This is a genomic window from Streptomyces hoynatensis (assembly GCF_003626535.1).
In the GTDB taxonomy this organism is placed as follows: Bacteria; Actinomycetota; Actinomycetes; order Streptomycetales; family Streptomycetaceae; genus Streptomyces; species Streptomyces hoynatensis.
The window spans coordinates 24,505-44,741 of the sequence record NZ_RBAL01000031.1 but is presented as its reverse complement, the minus strand read 5'-3'; the positions used below and the strand labels follow the sequence as shown (position 1 = coordinate 44,741).

Below are 20,237 nucleotides of genomic sequence, written 5' to 3'. Positions count from 1 at the left end.
CGCCCCGGCCGATGCCGGCGGGGCGCCGGGGTCCCCTGCGTTCCGGGTGGGCCCGGCGTGGGGCGCGCCCGGTCCTCAGCGGGCCGCGTGCTCGCGGCGGAAGGCCCAGTCGAGCCTGGGCTCGACGATCGGCCGGAAGATGCGCTGGACCACCGGCGTGCACAGCAGCGTCATCCCCAGACCGGCCACGACCGTCGTGATCAGCAGGGCGGCCGGCTCGTGGTGCATCACCTCGGGGTCGTACCAGCCCCAGTGCCTGGCGCCCTTGATCAGGAAGCCGTGCAGCAGGTAGCCGTACAGCGTTCCGGCGCCGAGCTTCGTGTACCAGCCGTGCCGCCCCGGGACCAGGGCGAAGAAGCAGGCGATCAGCACCAGCGAGCACGCGAACATGACGAGGGTCAGCACGATGCCCGTCCACCACGGCTCGCCCATCTCCTGCGCGCTCTCGCGGTGGTAGAACCACGTGTACTTCATCCGCGGCAGCACCCGGTAGGCGACCAGGACGGCGCAGGCGAAGACGGGCAGCGCCGCCAGCCGGACCGCCCGGGTGCGCACCCGCTGGAAGTGCTCGCGGCGCAGCACAAGGCCCAGCACGAAGTACGGCAGGAACTGGAGGATGCGCTGCAGCTGCAGGTCGTTGCCGATCGAGGGGGAGGCGGTGGCCGCCGCGGCGAGGGCCAGCGCCAGCGGCACCGGGTGGCGCACCGCCTTCCACAGCGGCACGGTCAGCCGCCAGGCCAGCAGCGCCAGCAGGAACCACATCAGCCAGTGCGGCTCGAACAGCGGCAGGTAGGTGTCCTCGTCGTCCTGGAGCCACCGCTGGAAGTAGGTGTAGGCGATCTGGAAGATCACGTACGGCAGGGCGACGCCGGTGAGGAGCCGCTGCACCCGGTCGGGGCGGCCGTCGAAGCTGCGGGAGAGGTAGCCGGAGATGAGGATGAACGCCGGCATGTGGAGCGCGTAGAGCGCCATGTAGCAGGCGGTGACCGTCCGCGAGTCGCCGCGCAGCGGCTCCCAGGCGTGTCCGGCCGCCACCAGCACGATGGCGAGGTACTTCGCGTTGTCGAAGAACGCGTCCCGCTGCTTCGGCGGCGCCGCCTGCTGGGGGAGGGCCGAACCGCGCGGCGGCGCCTGTTCCTGCAGCTGGTGGGAGTCGGTCACGAATGCCCCCGGAGGCGATCGAGAACAGCGAGCGGAGCGCGGCGAGCGCCGGGAAGGGACTCGCCACCCCACGGAACCTTAACGGCAGATGACCTCTCGGTGTCCTCCGGGGTTGTGGTCGGCCCTGCGCCAGACTGTCGCCATGACGCAGACGGTGCGGACACCCGGCGGGGACGCCAGGATCACCTGGCATGCGGCCTCCGGCGCCAAGGCGGTGCTCGCCCTGGGGCACGGCGCGGGCGGCGGCATCGAGGCGCGCGACCTGGCGGCGCTCGCGGCGGCGCTGCCCGCCAGGGGCATCACGGTGGCGCTGGTCGAACAGCCCTGGCGGGTGGCGGGCAGGCGCCTTGCGCCCGCCCCGCGCCGGCTGGACGAGGCATGGATCGCGCTGTGGCCCGCCCTGGCCGGGGCCGGCCTGCCGGTGGTGGCGGGCGGGCGCAGCGCGGGGGCGCGGGTGGCCTGCCGCACGGCGCGCGAGACGGGCGCGCGGGCGGTGCTCGCGCTGGCCTTCCCGCTGCACCCGCCGGGCAAGCCGGAACGGTCCCGGGCCGACGAGCTGCGCGAAACCGAGGTGCCGCTCCTCGTGGTCCAGGGCACCCGGGACCCCTTCGGGCGGCCGGAGGAGTTCCCCCGCGGCGTGGAGCTGCGGGAGGTCCCCGAGGCGGACCACGGCCTCGCGGTGCCGCGGCGGGCCGCGGTCTCCCAGGAGGAGGTGCTCGCGCGGCTGGTGGCGGACGTGGGGGACTGGGTGCTGCGGCGGGTCGCGGGCTGAGCCCTCCCGGCCGGCGTCAGGGGGTGGCGGAGGCCGCGGGCGTCCGGGGGCGGCGGGCCCCGGGAGCGCGGGCCTCCGGAGGTGCGGCGGGCCCCGGAGGCCGCGGGTCCCCGCGGGCGGCGCGCAGGCTCAGGCGTTGCGGTCGCCCTGGGGGCTGTGCGCGCCGTCGGTGCTGCCGCTCGGCTGCTGCTCGGTGCGGGGGCCGGTCAGCGTCACCACCTGGTGGCTGCCGGCCTCGGGGCGCGGGGTCGGCAGGCCGGGACCGCTCTCGGCGGGCCGCCTGGCGCGCCTGGCCTCCGCCGCCGCGCACAGGGCGTCGACGGCCGCCCGGAAACGGGTCAGCGAGGGCGGCTCGGCCGGCCCGAGGAGGTACTCCGCGAGGGCCGCCCGGTCCGCCGCGAGGGTGTCGCGCGCCGGGTCGAGGACGGAGGCGAGCAGGGCCGGGACCCCCGCGGCGTCCGGCGTCAGCAGCGTCGCCGCCCGCACCGTCGGATAGGCCGCGCGGAACTCGGCCTCCGCCAGCCCGCTCGTGTTGACCACCGCGTACGGCTTCCCGCTGGCCAGGAAGTCGGCCACCACGCTGGACACATCCGAGATCAGCAGGTCGGCCTGGTTGAAGCAGCTGTAGAGCTCGGGCCGCGCGCCGGTGAGGACCACGTGCGCCCCCGGGGGGCGCGCGTTCCAGAACGCCTCGTGCCAGGCCGCCGTCGCCTCCGCCACCGCCTCCGCGTGCCCGGGTTCCGGGGCGCCGCCGGCGCCCATGCGCTCCATCTCGTCCGCCCCGGGCCGCCAGGCGCGCGCCGTCAGGGCGTCCAGGGCCTCGGTGCGCCTGGCCAGCTCCGCCTCGGCGGCCTCCCGTGCGGCCTGGCCGCCCGGCCGTCCGCCGCCGTCCGCGCGCGCCGTCTCGGCCGCGGCGATCAGCTCCCTGATGCGGGCGTCCGCGGCCCCCGCGAGGGGGTTCACCGAACCGGTCATCGGATGCGGCTTGTAGAGCAGCCGCACCCTCCGGTCGGCCAGCAGCGCCCGCACCAGGTTCTCCCCGGCGAGAATCACCGAGGTGTTCCCCGGGTCGCTGGTCCAGCCCTCCCAGGTGGGCGCGTACAGCACGGTCACCGGGCCCTGGGCCGGCGGCGGGCCCGAGGCCCGCCGGATCGGCGCCAGCTGCGGGCGCCCGACCTCGACCACGTCCCGGTCGTCCACGCCGACCTCGGCGAGCGCGTACCTGCGCCGCGCCGCCGGGCCGGCCACCCACACCTCGTCGTACACCTTGGCGTACGGGTTGCAGCTGGAGAGCTTGTCGCTCTCCCCGTGGTTGGTGAACGCGTGCTTGATGGTGGGGATGCGCAGCACCTGCGAGGTCTTCGGGGCGTTCGCCGGGTGCAGCAGCATCCGCAGCGAGGACTGTTCGAGCAGCATCAGGTGCGCCACCCGCGGCAGGCAGACGACCGGCAGGTCCACGGCGGCGACCTGCTGGACCATCGACCGCTCCCGCAGCACCACCAGCGGGCGGCGGCCGAGCGCGGCCAGCGTCGGCAGCCACATGTTCGCCTGGTACGCGGTGCCCTGGCCGCCGGAGAAGTACAGCCCCACCTCGGGCCGGTACGCCTCAAGCCAGCCGAGGAACCACTCGACCATCCGCTCCTCGCCCGGCGGGCGCTTGCCGGGCAGCAGCCAGGTCGCCAGGTGGCAGGCCCCGCCGGCGAACAGCGCCAGGGAGAGGCCCACCCCGGCGAGCCCGGCGGCCGGATCGCCGACGGCCGCGGTGCCCAGCAGCCCTGCGGTGGCCGGCACCGAGAACAGCAGCGCCCGTCGTCCCGGCCTGGCCAGCAGCCGGGGCGGGGCGGGGGAGAGGCCGAGCCCGGAGGTGTCGATGTTGCGGGTGACGATCGGCAGCGTGCGCGAGCGCCTGACCAGCACGCCGAGCGCCCGGCAGGCGAAGTGCGCCGCGTAGCAGGCGAGAAGCCCGGCGACCAGGGCCAGCCTGGCCGCCGCGTCGAGACCGGGGAGGTGGGCGAGGCAGGCCACGGTCAGCAGGTCCCGCAGCAGCTGCCTGACCGCCTCGTCGCAGTGCACCCGGTTCAGCCCGCCCAGGGCGCCCGGCCGCCACTGGCGCAGCGCCAGGTCGAAGCCGAGGCCCGCGGCGCCCGCCGCGCACAGCAGCGGAACGTGCGGGAGCGCCGCGCCCACCAGCTGCGCGGCGTACAGGAACAGCAGCGTGCCGAGCACGGCCCACCGGCGCCCGGGCCGCCGCGCCCCGGCGGGCGGCGCGGCGGCAGGACGCGCCGGGGGCCCGGCGGCGGGACCGTCCGCGGACCGCGCGGTGGGAACCGTGGAGGGCGGTCCCCCGGACGCCTCCGCGGCGGCTTCCCTGGACTCGGCCTGGCCGGCCGGCTGCGCGGGGGGGCGGGGGGACGAGGGTCGGAAGAACAAGGACGGCTCCGGTGCGTGGAGAAGGGTCTGGAGAAGGGGCTGGGGAAGGGGCTGGGGAAGGGGCGGGAGAAGGGTGGGGAGTGGGCGGTGGGGGTGGTGGGGTGGTGGGGGAGGGCGGGACGGCGCGCGGGGGAGCGCGCCGCGGCGCCCGGGGGCGGCGCCGCCCGCACCGGCCCCGGGCATGCCGCGGCGCGCCCCCGGGGCGCCCGTGGTCGGATCGCGCGCCGGAGGTGGCGGCACAAGACGGCAGGTGACCGAAAGTGGCGGGATGTTGACCCGGCGTGACGACTTCGCGGCGTGGTCATCCCACGGCGTGGTCATCCCGCGGCCCGGCCGGAGGCGAACCGGCCGGAGGCGAACCGGCCCGTGGCGGACCGGCCCGCCCCGACGCGGCGGCGGCAGACGCGCACGAGGGCGCGCGAGCCGGGCACCGGCACGGCATGACCGCCGGAGAGGGTGGCGTGCGCGGCGCACGGAGGCCCGGTCGGGCGGGCGTGCGCCGGCGACGGCCGTCCCCGGCGGGAAAACGGCAGCTCACCCTGAGTGCGCGGCCGTGCCCCCGGATCGCCGGGTCGGGTGAAACCGGGCGGTTATATAAGCGGGCGACCCGTCAACGCGATGACATAGATTACGGAGGGCAGCCCGGTTCGGCCGAGCACCGAGGAACACGGAAACGAACAGGGAGCAGCGGTGGCAACGGCACGGCAGGACGTCTCCGAGGCCCGCAGGATCGTCGTCAAGATCGGCTCATCCTCGCTGACCACCGCGGCCGGGGGCATAGACGCCGACCGGGTGGACGCACTCGTCGATGTGCTGGTGAAACAGGACGGGAGGCAGATCGTACTGGTTTCCTCCGGTGCGATCGCCGCAGGGCTCGCCCCGCTCGGCCTCGTGCGCCGCCCCGCCGACCTCGCCAGCCAGCAGGCCGCCGCCAGCGTCGGCCAGGGGCTGCTGCTGGCCCGGTACACCGCCTCCTTCGCCCGCTACGGCCGCCGCGTCGGGCAGGTGCTGCTGACCGCGGACGACACCAGCCGCCGCACCCACTACCGCAACGCCTACCGCACCCTCGACCAGCTCCTCACCATGGGCGTCCTGCCGATCGTCAACGAGAACGACACGGTCGCCACCGACGAGATCCGCTTCGGGGACAACGACCGGCTCGCCGCGCTCGTCGCCCACCTGGTGCACGCCGACCTGCTGGTGCTGCTCTCCGACGTGGACGGCCTCTACGACGGGGACCCGGCCCGGCCCGGCGCCCGCCGGATCGCCGAGGTGACCGGCCCGGAGGACCTGACCGGGATCGAACTCGGCCGCGCCGGCCGGGCCGGGGTGGGCACCGGCGGCATGGTGACCAAGGTCGAGGCCGCCTCCATCGCCACCGCCGCCGGCCTGCCCGTCGTGCTGACCGCGGCGAGCCAGGCGGGCGAGGCCCTGGCCGGCGCCCCCACCGGCACCTATTTCCGCCCCACGGGCCGCCGTTCGGCCGACCGCCTGCTGTGGCTCGCGCACGCCTCGGCGCCGCGCGGCGCGGTGCTGCTCGACGCCGGGGCGGTGCGCGCCATCACCGAACGCGGCGGCTCGCTGCTGCCCGCGGGGATCACCGGCGTCGAGGGCGAGTTCGTCGCCGGGGAGCCGATCGAGCTGCGCGACGAGTCGGGCCGCGCCGTGGCCCGGGGCCTGGTCAACTTCGACGCCAGGGAAATCCCGCTGCTCATCGGCCGTTCGACCAGGGAACTGGCGCGCGAGCTCGGCCCGGCATACGAAAGAGAAGTCGTACATCGTGATGACCTGGTCCTGTTGCGGGCATAGTCCCTTCGGCGAGCGCGCGTATACGCGTGGTGCGCCGGCCGGTGCCTGATCCGCGAAAGACCAGTCTTTCCACCGAAGGTTCCGCGAAACGGCTCCGCCCTCGCGCGTGAGCTGGTCAACTCGTGCGGCGTGTGCCCGCGCCGCGCCGGCACTGCCCAGGACGACGTCAGCACCATGTCAGGAGGCCCCCGGTGAGATCACTGGCCGGCGTCCAGGGGACGGCCCCCCTGGCGCGGCGCGAGCGAGAGCACGACCTGCCGCGCCTGTGGCACGTCGTGCTGAACGTGGCGGGGCCCGAGGTGCCGCCGCCCGAGCTGCGGCGCGGCCTGGAACGGCTGGCGGAGGACCACCCCTTCCTGCTCACCAGCAGGTACGCGCCCGACCACGCGGAGATCAGGTACTGGGAGGAGGCGCGCACCCTGCACGACGCGGCGGCCCTGGCGCTGCGGCTGTGGGGCGAGCACCGGCGCACCGCGCAGCTGCCGGCCTGGGAGATCGTCGGCCTTGAGGTGATCAGCCGCGAGACGTACCACCAGCGCCTCGCCGAGGGGTACGGCCCCCCGCCCGCGGTCCCGATCGGCGTCCACCCGTACTGACGGTCCGCCCGAGCCCCCACCGGCCCCGCGCCCCGCCTCCCGCACCGGCCCGCGCCCGGGCACCTCCCGCACCGCCCGAGCCCGGTCCGCGCACCGGCCCCCCGCACGGGGCCCGCGCCCCGGCCCCGTCCGGCCGCCTCCCGCACGAGACCCGCGCCCCGCGCGGAGCGCCCCCGCGCCGGCGCGTGGCCGCCCGGCCGCGGCCCCTCCACGCCGCAGCGCCCGGTGCGCCGATCGGGCTACCCTGCTGGGTATGAGCAGCTCCGCGGATTCCGCCCCCTCTCGCCTCACCCCGGCCACGGAAGCCCAGGCGCCCTCGGGCCCGGCGACGGCCGGTGAGTCCCCCGTGCTCCTCGCCGCCCGCCGGGCCAGGACGGCGGCGGCCGAGCTGGCCCCGCTGCCGCGCACCGCGCGCGACGCCGCGCTGCTCGCCGTCGCCGACGCCCTGGAGGCGCGCGCGGAGGAGATCGTCGCGGCCAACGCCGAGGACGTCGCCAGGGCGCGCGAAAACGGGACCTCGGCGGCCATGATCGACCGGCTCACGCTCACCCGGGAGCGGGTCGCCTCGATCGCCGCGGACGTGCGGCACATCGTCTCCCTGCCCGACCCGGTCGGCGAGGTGGTCCGCGGCTCCACCCTGCCCAACGGCCTGGAGCTGCGGCAGATCCGCGTCCCCCTCGGCGTGGTCGGCATGATCTACGAGGGCCGCCCCAACGTCACCGTGGACGCCGCGGCGCTGTGCCTCAAGTCGGGCAACGCGGCCCTGCTGCGCGGCTCCTCCTCCGCCTACTCCTCGAACACCGCGCTGGTGGCCGTGCTGCGGGACGCCGTGGCCGGGGCGGGGCTGCCCGCGGACGCGGTGCAGCTGGTGCCGGGCACGAGCCGCGAGTCGGTGCACGAGCTGATGACGGCCCGCGGCCTGGTGGACGTGCTGATCCCGCGCGGCGGCGCCTCGCTCATCCAGACCGTCGTGCGCGACTCGACGGTCCCGGTCATCGAGACCGGCGTGGGCAACTGCCACGTCTACGTCGACGAGTCGGCCGACCTCGACATGGCCGTCGACATCCTGGTCAACTCCAAGGCCCAGCGGCCCAGCGTCTGCAACGCCGCCGAGACCGTCCTGGTCCACGCCGGCATCGCCGACCGCTTCCTGCCCCGGGCCCTGGCCGCGCTCGCCGCCGCCGGGGTCACCGTGCACGGCGACGGGGACTGGGAGAAGGCGGGGGCCGGCGTGGGCGTTCCCGTGGTGCCCGCGACGGAGGCCGACTGGGCCGAGGAGTACCTGAGTGACGACATCGCCGCGGCCGTCGTGCCCGACCTGGACGCGGCCGTCGCGCACATCAGGCGCTGGACCTCGGGCCACACCGAGGCGATCGTCACCAGGGACGCCCAGGCCGCCAGGCGGTTCGTGTCGCGGATGGACTCCGCCGCCGTCATGGTCAACGCCTCGACGCGTTTCACCGACGGCGGAAGGTTCGGCTTCGGCGCCGAGATCGGCATCTCCACGCAGAAGTTGCACGCCCGCGGCCCGATGGGGCTGGCCGAGCTGACCTCGACCACCTACGTGGTCACGGGGGACGGTCACACCGTGGAGTGAAATCCGGATCACCCTCCCCCTCGCGGGTTATTCGGCCTACGCTGGTGGCGTGCCGGACGACGTTGGGGGCCCGCCGTTGCCCGACGGCGAGGGGGCCGAAGGCCCCAAAGGCCCCGAAAGCAGGGACCGCTCGGCGGCGGAGGAGTTTCCCGCCGTGGTGCTCGACGACGCCTTCGTCGAGGCCGCCGAGATCCACGAGCCGACCGCGGCCGAGCGGCTGCGCCTCGCCTCGACCGAGCGCGCGGAGCCGGAGGCCGCGGGCGAGTTCGGCTTCGGCTACCTGGACGGGCCGGCGGCGTTCGGCGATCCCGGCGGGTATCCCGGCGGCGAGGAGGACCCGGACGACGCCCTCGGGGAGTTCGGGGAGCCGGGGGACTTCGGCGAGTTCGGCGCCGGCCCCTTCGGGCCGGGCGAAGGCCCCGGCGGATACGGCGAGTTCGGTCGGCTCGGCGGCCTCGGCGGCGAGGGGTTCGAGGCGCAGGGCGGCGGCTTCGACCGGCTCCCCGGCCCGGGACTCCAGGACGACGAGGGCCGCTTCGACCGCTCCGACTACCTGCACTACCTGCGGTATCTGCCCGAGCAGGACGAGGCGGAGGAGTTCGGCCTCGGCCCCTGCCTGCCGCCGGCCGGATACGGCGGCGCGCCGATACCCGCCCCGGGGCACCGCGCGCAGCCGCACTCCTGGCGGCCCGTGCGCTGGCAGCGGCCCGTGGCCTGCGTGCTGGCGATGGTGATGGGCATCAGCGTGATCGCCTTCGCCCTCATCGCCATTCAGCGAGCGGGCTCCGCCGGGTCGGGCGACCCCGGGGGCGGCGCCCCGCCCGCGAGCGAGCGGGACCAGCCGGAGGAGGAGGCGGCGGCCGACGCGGAGGTCGCCGAGGGCACCTCCTGAACGAGGGCGGAACGAGGCCCGGGGCGGGGAACGAACCAGGTCAGGACGAGGGCGGAACGCGCGCGGGAACCGGGGGCGGCTCCGGCGCGCGGGGCCGTGGGGCGAGCCGCCCCGGCGGGCGGGCACCGGCGCGCGGTGTGGGGAAAGTCCCTGAGGACGGGGGCTGTTTCCTCCGCGTTCAGCGACTTACGCTGGAAGGGTGGCCGGGCGTACAGACCCTCCCGAAGGGACCCCCGGGGGCGCCCCGGGAGCCGGGGACGAGGAATACCAGTCGATCGTGTTCGACGAGTCCTTCGTCAGGGCTGCCCGCCTTCAGGAGTTCTCGGCGCAGGAGCGCCTCGAGGACCACACGACCGCGGTGCGCCGCCGCTCTCCCGACTCCGGGCGCGCCCAGGCCCGCGCCGTGCCGAAGCAGGGCATAGCCCTGGCCCTGATCATCCTGCTCGCCTTCGCCGCCGCCATCTACCTCGGCAACAACAACCCCTACGCCTCCCACGACGGCATCGCCGCCGATCCGCCCGCCGCCACCGTGATCCTGCTGGCCCCCGAGGAAACGGAGGACGCCGTGCGGGGCTCCGCGGACCCGGAGGCCCTGTTCGCGCAGAGCCCGGCCGCGGACTACGGGGTGGGCGAGGGCGGCGTCTCCCTCCCCGACCCCCGGCCCACCGAGCACTTCTCCCGCGAGCAGGTCCTCACCGCGCTGACCCTGGCCAAGGAGTACGTGGTGGCCAGCGCCCTCAACGCGGAGGTGCTTGCGGGCGCGACCACCGCCCCGGTGCGTGAGTTGCTCGGGGCCGACCAGGAGCAGCAGTTCGACGCGGCCCTCGACGGGCGGGACCCGCGCTCGCGCCCGGTGGACTGGCTGGTGCGCTTCGACCCGGACGAGGTGGCCCTCGCGGCGAACGAGGTCCGGGTGGACGGGGAGTTCACCTTCGGCGAGATCAGCGAGGACGTCCTCCAGGTCACCGGGCGGCACGTCTTCGCCTACGCGGTGCGCCCCGCGGGCGTCCCCCAGGCGGACGCCACCCTCTTCACCCTTCAGCGCGACATCAGGCTGGAGTTCGGCGACAAGGAGCTGCGCGACCGGAACGTCGTGCTGCGGCAGGTCGACTCGCTGGCCGGGCCGATCGACTGCGCCGAAATCCCCGAGACCGCGCTGCGGCCGCTGCTGGCGGGGGAGGTCGCCGGCGAGCCGGGCTCCGAGGGCACCGACCCCTACGACCTCACGGGCGGGCGCCCCGTGCTGTGCGGCACGTACGCGGCCGAGGCCCTCACTCCGCCCGCCGACCGCCAGAGTCGCTAGCGCCCCCCGCCTCGCCGGTGTCCCCCGCGTCGCCGGTGTCCCTCGCGTCGCCCGGGTCCCCCGACGCGCCCGGAGCGCCCGCGTCCCCGCGCGGGCCGCCCCCGCGCCGCTGCGGCCCGCCGCCGGTGGCGAAGTTCCGCAGCCGGCCGCCGAGTTCGCCCGCGCCGCCGGCCACGTCGCTGACCAGCTTCAGCAGCGGGTCCCTGCTGGCCCGCACCGAGCGCGCGAACTGCCCGGCCGACTCCCGCACCGAGTCCGTGACCGAGACGTCCGCGTCCTCGGAGCGGCGCGGGTAGTGCCCCGCCACGATCCGCTGGTAGTCCCTGCTCCGGGACCAGGCGCGCAACTCGGCGGCCCGCACCACCGCGAACGGGTGGGTGCGCGGCAGCACGTTGAGGATCTTCAGCACCGAGTCGCGCAGGTCCCCGCCCGCCTCGTACTCGTCGGCCTGCTCCAGGAAGGCGTCGACGTTCATCTCGTGCAGGTGGTTGCCGCCGGCGAGCTTCATCAGGGCGCGCAGCGAGACCTGCGGGTCCTGCCCGGCCAGCAGCCCGGCCCGGTCCGCGGACAGCTCCGACGTGCGGAACCACTCGCGCAGCGCGCCGACGATCGCGCCGACCGCCACGTTCCCCAGCGGAATCCAGGCGACGCGGACGGCAACCCTGGTCAGGAACAGCAGGAGCGTGCGGTACACGGCGTGGCCGGAGAGCGCGTGGCCCACCTCGTGCCCGATCGCGACCCGCATCTCCTCCTCGTCGAGCAGCTCGACGAGCCCGGTGGTGAGCACGATCACGGGCTGGTCGAGGCCCACGCACATCGCGTGGGGCACCGGGTCCTGCGTGACGTACATCGGGGGGACCTTGTCCGCGTCGAGCACGTAGCACGCGTCGAGCAGCAGCTCGTGCAGGTGCGTGAACTGCCGCTCGCCGACCCGGACCGAGTCGGAGAGGAACAGCAACCGCAGGCTGCGCTCGGGCAGCATCCCGCTGAGCGTCCTGAACACCGTGTCGAAACCGGTCAGCTTGCGCAGGGCGACCAGCGCGGAACGGTCCGAGGGGTGCTCCCAGGCCCGCGAGGAGATGCCGGGGAAACGCCGCCGCTCCCGGCGCGGCCCGCATCCCGCCGCGCCCTCGGCCTCCCGGCCGCTCTCCGTGCCGTGGCCGGTGCTCTCGGTCATGGGTCCCCTCCAGACGCGCGGCCGGCTTCCTCGCGCCGCCGCCGTGTCACCACCCCACCGCACGGGAGGGGCGGGGGCAAGAGGCCGCGGCCGACCACTCCGCTTACGATGACCCTACGTTTCAGCAGTCCGCCATGTTCCCGAGAGTTCCGATAGGCAGCTCATGACTCCGCTCCTCGCCTCACCGGCCGCCGAGACCCTCCTGACCAGCCTCGCCGAGGAGGAGGGCGGCCACGGCCACGACAGCCTCAACGCGTACGGCATCGGCATCGGCGCCCTGGCCGCACTGCTCCTGCTGCTGTGGGTCGTTACGCGGCTCAACCGGGACCGTTAGGGTACGTCCCCATGCGAGACCCGATAGGTACCGGCAAGCGGCGCCTCGGCGTCATGGGCGGCACCTTCGACCCCGTTCACCACGGGCACCTGGTGGCCGCCAGCGAGGTGGCGGCCAGGTTCGGCCTCGACGAGGTCGTCTTCGTGCCGACCGGGCAGCCCTGGCAGAAGGAGCACCGGCAGGTCTCCGCCGCCGAGGACCGGTATCTCATGACGGTCATCGCGACCGCCTCCAACCCGCAGTTCTCCGTCAGCCGCATCGACATCGACCGCGGCGGCAAGACGTACACCATCGACACGCTGCGCGACCTGCGGGCGGCGAACGAGGACGCGGACCTGTTCTTCATCACGGGGGCCGACGCGCTGGCGCAGATCCTGGGCTGGCGGGACGCGGCGGAACTGTTCTCGCTCGCCCACTTCATCGGGGTCACCAGGCCGGGACACCACCTCGCCGACCCGGGGCTGCCCGGCGGCGGCGTCTCGCTGGTGGAGGTGCCGGCGCTGGCCATCTCCTCCACGGACTGCCGGGAGCGGGTCGCGCGCGGCGACCCGGTCTGGTATCTGGTGCCGGACGGGGTGGTGCGTTACATCAACAAGCGTCACCTGTACCGGGATCTGCCTCCGGCGGACGGAACGGGCTAGAGCGCGCGGAAGGGGCGGCACTGGTGAACGACGGGCAGGACCCGTACGGGCAGGTCTACGGCTACGACGAGTACGGCCGCCCGCTGTACCGCACGCCGCCGGACGGCCGGCCGGGCCACCCCCAGGGGCCGGGGCCAGGCGGGCAGGGGCAGCAGGCCGGGCCGCCGCGGCCGGACCCCGGCTACGGCGGCTACCCGTACCCCGCGAGCCCCCAGGCGCCGCCCCCCGGCTATCAGGACCCGTCGGGATATCAGGACCCCTCCGGCTACCGGGACCCCGGCTACGGGGCGCCGTCCGGCCCGGCGCGCCCCGGCTACCAGGGCTACGACCAGGGCACCGGGGAGCAGCCCCCCGTCCAGGACCTCACGCAGGACGGGTACTTCGGCGGCTACGACTACGGCACGGGCTCCCAGCAGGCCGTGCCGCCCGCCCCGCCCCGGCAGGCCGCCGCCCCCGCGCCGCCGGCCGCCCCCTACGGCCCGGGACCTGGCGCCCCGTACCAGGCCCCCGCCCCGGGAGGCGCCGGCTGGGACCAGGGCACCGGGCCGCAGCCCGCCGTTCCCCCGCAACGCCCCGCCCCGCCGCACCCGGGGCCCCAACCCGGCGCCCCCGGCGGCCCGAACCCGGGCGGCCCCGGGGCAGCGAGCGGCCCCGGCGGACCCGGCGGACCCGGCGGAACTGGGCAGCCCGGCGGACCCGGGCGGCCCGGCGGACCCGGGCGGCCCGGCGCGCCCGGCGGGCCCGGGGAGGACCAAGAGGGCTACCGCACCGAGCAGTTCGCGTTCGTCGACGAGGAGAACGAGTCCTCCGAAGACGTCATCGACTGGCTGAAGTTCACCGAGAGCCGCACCGAGCGCCGCGAGGAGGCCAAGCGCCGCGGACGCAACCGGCGCCGCCTGCTGGTCGTTGTGCTGATCCTCGCCGTCCTCGGCGGCACCGGCGCCCTGTGGGCCACCGGCCGGCTGCCCGGCGTGCCCGGGCCCGACTCCTCCGGCGACGGCGCCGCGGCCGGCGACCGGCGCGACGTCATCGTCGTCCACCTGCGGCCCACCGACTCCGAGGAGACCGCCACGGCCCTGCTCGTCGCCAACGAGGGCGAGGGGGCGGGCACCACCCTGCTGGTGCCCAACGAGCTCCAGGTCACCCCGGAGGGCGAGGAGGCCACCACGCTCGGCCAGGCCGTCGCCGACGAGGGCGCGGGACCGGTCAGGGACGCCCTCGGCAGCCTGCTGGGCGCACCGATCTCCGGCACCTGGCGGCTGGACACCCCCTACCTGGAGATCCTGGTGGACGCGGTCGGCGGCATCAGCCTGGACACCGACGCCGAGGTGCCGGGCGAGGGCGGCGGCGAGCCGCTCGTGCCGCGCGGCCAGGACGTCGAACTGGGCGGACCCGAGGCCGTGGCGTACGCCACCTACCGGGCCGAGGGCGAGCCGGCCGGCGCCCAGCTGCAGCGCTTCGGCCAGGTGATGCAGGGGGTGCTGGAGCACATGCCCACCACGGAGACCAGCGCCACCCGCGTGGTGCAGGCCCTCCACCAGATCGTCGACCCCTCGCTGAGCGAGGAGCAGCTCGGCGCCAGCCTCGCCAGGCTCGCCGGCTACGCGCAGGACGACGCGTACGAGACCACCCCCCTGCCCGTGGAGCAGGACGGCACGCTCAGTGACGAGACGGCCGACGGGCTGGTCGCCGACGTGCTGGGCGGCACCGTGGACGAGGCCGCGCAGGAGGATGCGGCCCCCCGCGTCGCCGTCCGCGACGCGAGCGGCGGGGACGCCGCGGAGAACGTGCGGATCACCCTGGTCAACGGCGGGTTCACGGTCGTGGACAGCCGCGCGGCCGACGAGACCGCCGCGGAGTCCGCCGTGACCTACACCGCCGACGCCTTCCGCGACACCGCCCTGGAGGCCGCCCGCACCCTGGGGCTGCCCGAGGAGGCCGTGACCCAGGGCGACGGCGCCGGAAATGCCGATGTGACAATCGTGCTGGGCGAGGATTATGGCGAGTGACTGTCAGCGGGGCGTGAGACGCTGTCCCGTGACCGTGCCCTCACCGCGCCATGACCGTCCCGCCACGCGGCCGTGGCCCGGCGCCCACCGCGCGCGCCGGCGGGCAGCCGCCCAAAGGAAGATCCCGAGGAGACCACCGCACCTGTGACCGCTACGGACCGCGCCACCGCCCTGATCGAGACGGCCGCCCAGGCCGCCGCCGACAAGCTTGCGCACGACATCATCGCGTACGACGTCAGCGACGTCCTCGCCATCACCGACGCCTTCCTGCTCGCCTCCGCGCCCAGCGACAGGCAGGTCAAGTCCATCGTGGACGGCATCGAGGAGCGGCTGCTCGCCGAGCTCGGCGCCAAGCCCGCCCGGCGCGAGGGCGAGCGCGACGGCCGCTGGGTCCTGCTGGACTACGTCGACGTCGTCGTGCACGTCCAGCACGCGGAGGAGCGCGTGTTCTACGCCCTGGAGCGGCTCTGGAAGGACTGCCCGGAGATCGACCTGCCCGAGGACGCCAAGGCCACCAGGGGCAGGGCGGCCGCGCACGCCGAGCAGCAGGGCGGCCCCGCCGGGGACGGCGCGGCGGGCGGTGAGCTCAGCTGAGCGGCGGCGTGGCCGGTGCCCCCGGCGACGGCGGCGCCCCCGGCGACGGCGCCCCCAGGCCGGGCGGCCCGCGGCGGATCGTGCTCTGGCGCCACGGCCAGACGGCGTGGAACCTGGAGCACCGCTTCCAGGGCACCACGGACATCGACCTCACCGAGACGGGCCGGGCCCAGGCCAGGCACTCGGCCCGGCTCCTGGCGACGCTGTCCCCGCACGCCATCCTCTCCTCCGACCTGCGCCGCACCCGCGACACGGCGGCCGAGCTCGCGGCCCTCACCGGCCTCGCGGTGACCCACGAGGAGGGCCTGCGGGAGACGTACGCCGGGGCCTGGCAGGGCCTGACGCACGAGGAGATCATGGCCCGCTTCGGCGAGCAGTACGCGGCCTGGAAGCGCGGCGAGCCGGTCCGGCGCGGCGGCGGCGAGCTGGAGACCGAGGTCGCCGACCGGGCGGCCCCGCTGGTGGAGCGGGCCGCGGAGAAGCTCCCCCCGGGCGGGGTGCTCGTCGTCGTCAGCCACGGCGGCACCATCCGCACCACGATCGGCCGCCTGCTCGGCCTGCCCCCGCGCAGCTGGGAGGCCCTGGGCGGGCTGTCCAACTGCTGCTGGTCGGTCCTCGGCGAGAGCATCCGCGGCTGGCGCCTGCTGGAGCACAACGCCGGCTCCCTGCCCGAGCCGGTCCTCGGCGACGACGTATAGCCGGCGCGCACCCGGCGGTCCTCCCCGGCCGGACCCGGCCGGGGCCCGTGCCACCCACCCGCGGACGCCCCGCCGGCCGCCCCGGGCGCGTCACGCTCACGGACGGCGGGCCGCCCCGGCCGCCCCGCCCCGGCCGACAGGCCCGGCGGGCCCAGGGACGGCGGCCCACCCGGCCGCCCCGCCCAACCTGACGCGGTCAGCGCACCACGGCCTGCGCGCTCAGCCGCTCCACCTTCGCCCGCGAGTCCTCGTCGGCCGGGATGTACACGACCAGCCTGGCCTCGGGCATGCCGTTCACGGAAAGCGACTCCGAGCGCAGCCGGATCAGGCCCTCCTCCTCGTGCCGGAAGGTCTTGGTTCTCGGGCCGGGCGGCACCACGTCCCCGCTCGCCCACAACCCGGCGAACTCCGGGCTGGCCAGGGACAGATCGGCCACGAAACGCTCCCAGACCGGGTCGCCCACATGCCTGCCGTAGGCCGCCCGCGTCGTGGCCACCATGATCTTCAGCTCGGAGTCGCGGAACACCAGCGGGCACCGCGTCGGCTCCGCGGTGAACAGCGCCCGCAGCACGTTCCGCGGCGCCTCCCGCGGCCAGCCGGGCGGCGCGAACAGCGTGTGGTACGTCGCGTTGTCCCCGAGCACGTCGTAGCGGCTGTTGTAGACGACCGCGGGCAGCGGGTTCAGCGCGTCGAGGACCCGCTGCACGTCCTCGCTCACCCCGGCCGCGTCCGCCGGGCCGCCCGCCGGGGAGACGAAGGGCACCCCGGCCAGCTGGTACAGGTGCTCGCGCTCGGTCGGGTCGAGCCGCAGCGTGCGGGACACCGCGTCCAGCACCTGGGCGCTGGCGTTGATCGGCCGGCCCTGCTCCAGCCACGTGTACCAGGTGACGCCCACCCCGGCGAGCTGGGCGACCTCCTCGCGGCGCAGCCCCGGCGTCCGCCGCCGCGGCCCCGGGGGCAGCCCGACGTCCTGCGGGCTGATCCTGGCCCGCCTGCTGCGCAGGAAGGAAGCCAGCTCCGGGCGGCGCCGGTCGGCCGCCGGGCGGTGCACAGTCGTCACGATCGCTCCCACGTCCTCAGTCTGCCCGCGCGCGGCGCGGCAGCCAGGTGTCTGTCAGTACCAGTATCACCGGGCTCTCATTACTGGTACCGGAACGCTCGCATCCTGAGCCCATGACCACCGCACCCACCCCGTCGACCACCCCTCCGCCGGGGCCCTCCGCCGCGCGCCCCGGCCCCGGGGCGACCCGCGGGGCCGCCCCGGGACATCCCGCGGACCCCGGCCTGGCCAGGCCACAGGGCCGCCCGGGGGCGCTGCTCGCCATCGTCCTCATCGGGCAGTTCATGGCCCTGCTTGACGTGTTCATCGTTAACGTCGCGGCCCCCACCGTCCAGGCGGACCTCGGGGCCACCGGCGGCCAGCTCCAGCTGGTCATATCCGGCTACACGATCTCCTACGCCGTGCTCCTGATCACCGGCGCGCGGCTGGGCGGCAGGTACGGCCCCGGGCGCCTGTTCCTCGCCGGGCTCGCCCTGTTCACGGCGGCCTCGCTCGCCTGCGGGCTCGCCACCTCGACCGGCCAGCTGATCGCGTTCAGGTTCATCCAGGGCGCCGGCTCGGCCACGATGCTGCCGCAGGTCCTCAGCCTCATCCAGCGCACCTTCTCCGGCTCGGCCAGGCAGCGCGCCCTCGCCCTCTTCGGCGGCGTGCTCGCCGTCGGCGCCGCCGCCGGCCAGATCGTGGGCGGCGTCCTCATCAACGCCGACCTCTTCGGCTGGGACTGGCGGCCCGTCTTCCTGGTCAACCTGCCGATCGGCCTGCTCCTGCTCGCCTTCGGCAGCCGCGCCCTGCCGCTGCAGCGCCCCGCGGGCGCCGAGCGCTCCCGCAGCCTCGACTTCCCCGGCCTGTCCCTGCTGACCGCCGCCGTCGTGCTGTTCACCGTCCCGCTGGTGCTGGGGCAGGAAGAGGACTGGCCCGCCTGGTGCTTCGTCTCGCTGGCCGCCAGCGCCCTGTTCGTCGCGCTCTTCGCCGTGTTCGAGACCAGGCTCGCCGGGCGCGGCGGCTCCCCGCTGATCTCCCCGCGGGTGCTGCGCAGCCCCGGCATGCCGACGGCCGCCGTCCGGGTCTTCCTCTCCATGGCGATCAACGCCGGCATCCTCTTCGCGTTCTCCCTGCACATCCAGGGCCCGAAGGCCGCCGAGGGGCTCGACTACGGCGCGCTGAGCGCGGGACTCTCCTTCCTGCCCACCGCGATCACCTTCGGCTCGATCTCCCTGTCCTGGAGGTTCCTGCCGCCCCGCAGCCACGCCGCCCTGGCCCCCCTGGGCTTCGCAATCTCCGCCGTGGCGATGCTCTCCCTCGGCCTGCTGCTGCGCGACGCGGACGGGCTCACCCCCGCCATACTGCTGCTCTTCGGCGTCAACGGCCTTGGCCTCGGCCTGGCGTACAGCCCGACGCTCGCCCGCTCCCTGGCCTCGGTCAAGCCGGAGTACGCGGGCGACGCAAGCGGGCTGACGGCGATGATGACCCAGCTCGGCATGCTCGTCGGAATCGCCACCTTCGGCACCCTGTTCCTCAACCGCGCCGAGGGCGCCCTCTCCACGGCCCAGGGCATCGAAACCACCCTGTTCGCCCTCGCCGCCACGGCCGCCGTGGGCGCCCTCACCGGCGCGGCGGCTCGTGTGAAGACCCGTTGAGACGATGTATCGATCCCGTCTCCCTTCCCAGGGAGGCGGGACCGGCGGCTTATCGCCCGCGCCCTGACGTGGCAGAATCGTCACACGGCAGGGGCAAGGGACCCGCCGGATCAAACCCACTGGCGAGCTGACGGGGGTATGCCTCGTGCGCACGGCCCACGACCGAGGGTGGAGCTGATCGCTCATGGGGGCACACAGCAGAAAGTGCGACTGGTGCGGCGCGGGCACCCCGATCGTCCGCGACCTCCAGCCGGTCAACGTCGCCTACCAGTACTGGTGCGTCGAGTGCGCCCGCGCGCTGATCATAAAAGGCGACCCCATCGAGGTCTACCGCGAGCTGGAGGGCGAGCCGATCTACGGGCGCCTGCTGGACGAACACTGCGCCCTCAAACGCTTCTACTCCTTCGCCAGCGTGTGACGCCGGAGCCGAAAGCGATTTGGCATTCGCCCAGGGAGGGCGTGTAGAGTAGGGGTCACCGCCAAGGGGAACCGCGAGGGGAACCGGAAACGGGACCGCAAGGGGCTATAGCTCAGTTGGTAGAGCGCTTGCATGGCATGCAAGAGGTCAGGAGTTCAATTCTCCTTAGCTCCACAGGTCGCAGGGCCCCTCCCGAACGGGAGGGGCCCTCTGCGTGACTAGGGCTGGGGGAGGCTGAGGCCGGCGTTGTTGACCAGGATGTCGACGGCGCAGGCGGAGAGGTGCTTCTCCACCGTGGCGCACCCGTCCGGGGTGGCGAGGTCCGCGCTGATCGCGTCGACGCGCACGCCGTGGCCGCGGCGGAGGTCGGCGGCGACCCGGTCGAGTCGGGGCTGGTTGCGGGCGGCGAGGAGGAGGTCGTGCCCGGCGGCGGCGAAGCGGCGGGCGAAGCCGAGGCCGATGCCGGAGGTTCCTCCGGTGATCAGGGCGGTGGTCATGTGGTGTGTCCTTCGGGCTTGACGACCGTCAGCCACAGCATGGCGCCTGAGGACGGGACGTAGAGCTGGGCGAGGTAGCCGGCCCAGTAGGCGACGGCGAGGACGCTGCCGCCGGCGAACAGCCTCAGGGACCAGGCGAGATCACGGTCGGCGGTGCGTGCGCTGTAGCGTCCGCACACCACGGTGACGACGAGGTCGGCGACCAGGTGGGCGCAGCAGACGAGCACCCAGTAGGCGGCGGAGGGTTGCGCGGGGCCGTCGGCCGGGGCGAGGGCGGGCCCGGGGTGGTCACCTCGGGCGAGATCCATCCCCACGAGCGTCAGCCCGATGCCGAAGGTGCCCGCGGCGATGAGCGTGCGCGTGTGCCGCGGGCGGGCCGAGCCGACGATGAGCAGCAGCATGAGCCCTGCCGCAACGACGCCGGTGACGTTGCGGGACACGGTGACGGCGCGGGCGTCCCCGGTGAGGTCGACGGCCCGGTCGACGACTTCGGGCAGGAAGAGCGTCGTGGCCGTCGCGGCGATCGTCTTTGTCCCCAGGGGCCGCAGGCCGCCGGGCAGCCCGGGGGGCTGCAAGGAGTACCTGCCGAGCGCGTTGATGTGAGGGCGCACG

19 protein-coding genes and 1 tRNA gene are annotated in these 20,237 nt (G+C 75.3%); 14 read left to right on the top strand and 6 right to left on the bottom strand.

Annotated elements, in window-relative coordinates:
• Positions 1 to 75: 75 nt before the first annotated feature.
• On the bottom strand, positions 76 to 1,161 hold the full coding sequence (locus D7294_RS29775; protein ID WP_422070758.1) for an acyltransferase family protein: 1,086 nt from the start codon (positions 1,159 to 1,161) through the stop codon (positions 76 to 78).
• A gap of 142 nt (positions 1,162 to 1,303) precedes the next feature.
• Between D7294_RS29775 and D7294_RS29770 the strand changes: the two genes are divergently transcribed.
• Positions 1,304 to 1,933: an alpha/beta hydrolase family protein gene (locus tag D7294_RS29770; RefSeq protein ID WP_120684922.1), complete on the top strand. Its 630-nt coding sequence runs from the start codon at positions 1,304 to 1,306 to the stop codon at positions 1,931 to 1,933.
• A 129-nt stretch (positions 1,934 to 2,062) separates the two neighbouring features.
• On the opposite strand, the gene D7294_RS29765 is transcribed toward D7294_RS29770, so the two are convergent.
• Positions 2,063 to 4,159 carry a hypothetical protein gene (locus D7294_RS29765; protein ID WP_194117777.1) on the bottom strand — a complete coding sequence of 699 codons (2,097 nt, stop codon included), beginning with the start codon at positions 4,157 to 4,159 and terminating at the stop codon, positions 2,063 to 2,065.
• Between the two features lie 894 nt (positions 4,160 to 5,053).
• Between D7294_RS29765 and proB the strand changes: the two genes are divergently transcribed.
• From proB to D7294_RS29740, 5 genes are all read left to right on the top strand, one after another.
• Positions 5,054 to 6,172 carry a glutamate 5-kinase gene (gene proB / locus D7294_RS29760; protein ID WP_120684921.1) on the top strand — a complete coding sequence of 373 codons (1,119 nt, stop codon included), beginning with the start codon at positions 5,054 to 5,056 and terminating at the stop codon, positions 6,170 to 6,172.
• A gap of 200 nt (positions 6,173 to 6,372) precedes the next feature.
• Positions 6,373 to 6,768: a hypothetical protein gene (locus D7294_RS29755; protein ID WP_241562722.1), complete on the top strand. Its 396-nt coding sequence runs from the start codon at positions 6,373 to 6,375 to the stop codon at positions 6,766 to 6,768.
• 253 nt (positions 6,769 to 7,021) lie between these two features.
• Positions 7,022 to 8,365: a glutamate-5-semialdehyde dehydrogenase gene (locus D7294_RS29750; protein WP_120684920.1), complete on the top strand. Its 1,344-nt coding sequence runs from the start codon at positions 7,022 to 7,024 to the stop codon at positions 8,363 to 8,365.
• Between the two features lie 49 nt (positions 8,366 to 8,414).
• Positions 8,415 to 9,257 carry an SCO2583/SCO2584 N-terminal domain-containing protein gene (locus D7294_RS32105; protein ID WP_158674721.1) on the top strand — a complete coding sequence of 281 codons (843 nt, stop codon included), beginning with the start codon at positions 8,415 to 8,417 and terminating at the stop codon, positions 9,255 to 9,257.
• Positions 9,258 to 9,456: 199 nt separating this feature from the next.
• Positions 9,457 to 10,560: an SCO2583 family membrane protein gene (locus tag D7294_RS29740; protein ID WP_120684919.1), complete on the top strand. Its 1,104-nt coding sequence runs from the start codon at positions 9,457 to 9,459 to the stop codon at positions 10,558 to 10,560.
• Here the strand turns inward: D7294_RS29740 and D7294_RS29735 are convergent.
• Positions 10,529 to 11,737, bottom strand: coding sequence for a M48 family metallopeptidase (locus D7294_RS29735; RefSeq protein WP_120684918.1), 1,209 nt, complete (start codon positions 11,735 to 11,737; stop codon positions 10,529 to 10,531). The two genes, D7294_RS29740 and D7294_RS29735, sit on opposite strands and share 32 nt — an antisense overlap.
• Before the next feature lie 163 nt (positions 11,738 to 11,900).
• On the opposite strand from D7294_RS29735, the gene D7294_RS32380 reads away from it, so the two are divergent.
• The 5 genes from D7294_RS32380 (at position 11,901) to D7294_RS29715 (ending at position 16,013) form a co-directional block, all read left to right on the top strand.
• The gene (locus D7294_RS32380; RefSeq protein WP_174248472.1) at positions 11,901 to 12,071 is read left to right on the top strand and encodes a hypothetical protein; all 171 of its coding nucleotides are present in this window, start codon (positions 11,901 to 11,903) and stop codon (positions 12,069 to 12,071) included.
• Positions 12,072 to 12,082: 11 nt separating this feature from the next.
• On the top strand, positions 12,083 to 12,712 hold the full coding sequence (gene nadD / locus D7294_RS29730; RefSeq protein WP_120684917.1) for a nicotinate-nucleotide adenylyltransferase: 630 nt from the start codon (positions 12,083 to 12,085) through the stop codon (positions 12,710 to 12,712).
• 23 nt (positions 12,713 to 12,735) lie between these two features.
• On the top strand, positions 12,736 to 14,721 hold the full coding sequence (locus tag D7294_RS29725; protein WP_120684916.1) for an LCP family protein: 1,986 nt from the start codon (positions 12,736 to 12,738) through the stop codon (positions 14,719 to 14,721).
• Between the two features lie 144 nt (positions 14,722 to 14,865).
• On the top strand, positions 14,866 to 15,315 hold the full coding sequence (rsfS, locus tag D7294_RS29720; protein ID WP_120684915.1) for a ribosome silencing factor: 450 nt from the start codon (positions 14,866 to 14,868) through the stop codon (positions 15,313 to 15,315).
• Positions 15,316 to 15,323: 8 nt separating this feature from the next.
• Positions 15,324 to 16,013 (top strand): histidine phosphatase family protein, encoded by a 690-nt coding sequence (locus D7294_RS29715; protein WP_120684914.1) that lies wholly within the window; start codon positions 15,324 to 15,326, stop codon positions 16,011 to 16,013.
• A gap of 196 nt (positions 16,014 to 16,209) precedes the next feature.
• Here D7294_RS29715 and D7294_RS29710 read toward each other — a convergent pair whose 3' ends face one another.
• Positions 16,210 to 17,073 carry a helix-turn-helix transcriptional regulator gene (locus tag D7294_RS29710; RefSeq protein WP_241562717.1) on the bottom strand — a complete coding sequence of 288 codons (864 nt, stop codon included), beginning with the start codon at positions 17,071 to 17,073 and terminating at the stop codon, positions 16,210 to 16,212.
• A 113-nt stretch (positions 17,074 to 17,186) separates the two neighbouring features.
• On the opposite strand from D7294_RS29710, the gene D7294_RS29705 reads away from it, so the two are divergent.
• From D7294_RS29705 to D7294_RS29695, 3 genes are all read left to right on the top strand, one after another.
• Positions 17,187 to 18,710, top strand: coding sequence for an MFS transporter (locus D7294_RS29705; RefSeq protein ID WP_174248471.1), 1,524 nt, complete (start codon positions 17,187 to 17,189; stop codon positions 18,708 to 18,710).
• Positions 18,711 to 18,894: 184 nt separating this feature from the next.
• A complete protein-coding gene (locus D7294_RS29700; protein WP_049575784.1) occupies positions 18,895 to 19,128 on the top strand; it encodes a hypothetical protein in 234 nt (77 codons plus the stop codon).
• A gap of 101 nt (positions 19,129 to 19,229) precedes the next feature.
• A tRNA-Ala gene (locus D7294_RS29695) sits at positions 19,230 to 19,302 on the top strand.
• Between the two features lie 44 nt (positions 19,303 to 19,346).
• Here the strand turns inward: D7294_RS29695 and D7294_RS29690 are convergent.
• The gene (locus D7294_RS29690; RefSeq protein WP_120684913.1) at positions 19,347 to 19,625 is read right to left on the bottom strand and encodes an SDR family NAD(P)-dependent oxidoreductase; all 279 of its coding nucleotides are present in this window, start codon (positions 19,623 to 19,625) and stop codon (positions 19,347 to 19,349) included.
• A complete protein-coding gene (locus tag D7294_RS29685) occupies positions 19,622 to 20,236 on the bottom strand; it encodes a hypothetical protein (RefSeq protein ID WP_120684912.1) in 615 nt (204 codons plus the stop codon). Before D7294_RS29685 ends, D7294_RS29690 begins: the two co-directional genes overlap by 4 nt.
• Position 20,237 lies beyond the last annotated feature (1 nt).

Excerpts from the sequence above, each read along its gene's own strand:
- D7294_RS29700 (WP_049575784.1), top strand. The coding sequence starts at position 18,895 with ATGGGGGCACACAGCAGAAAGTGCGACTGGTGCGGCGCGGGCACCCCG.
- D7294_RS29705 (WP_174248471.1), top strand. The coding sequence starts at position 17,187 with ATGACCACCGCACCCACCCCGTCGACCACCCCTCCGCCGGGGCCCTCC.
- nadD (WP_120684917.1), top strand. The coding sequence starts at position 12,083 with ATGCGAGACCCGATAGGTACCGGCAAGCGGCGCCTCGGCGTCATGGGC.
- D7294_RS29735 (WP_120684918.1), bottom strand. The coding sequence starts at position 11,737 with ATGACCGAGAGCACCGGCCACGGCACGGAGAGCGGCCGGGAGGCCGAG.
- D7294_RS29750 (WP_120684920.1), top strand. The coding sequence starts at position 7,022 with ATGAGCAGCTCCGCGGATTCCGCCCCCTCTCGCCTCACCCCGGCCACG.
- D7294_RS29770 (WP_120684922.1), top strand. The coding sequence starts at position 1,304 with ATGACGCAGACGGTGCGGACACCCGGCGGGGACGCCAGGATCACCTGG.
- D7294_RS29690 (WP_120684913.1), bottom strand. The coding sequence starts at position 19,625 with ATGACCACCGCCCTGATCACCGGAGGAACCTCCGGCATCGGCCTCGGC.
- D7294_RS32380 (WP_174248472.1), top strand. The coding sequence starts at position 11,901 with ATGACTCCGCTCCTCGCCTCACCGGCCGCCGAGACCCTCCTGACCAGC.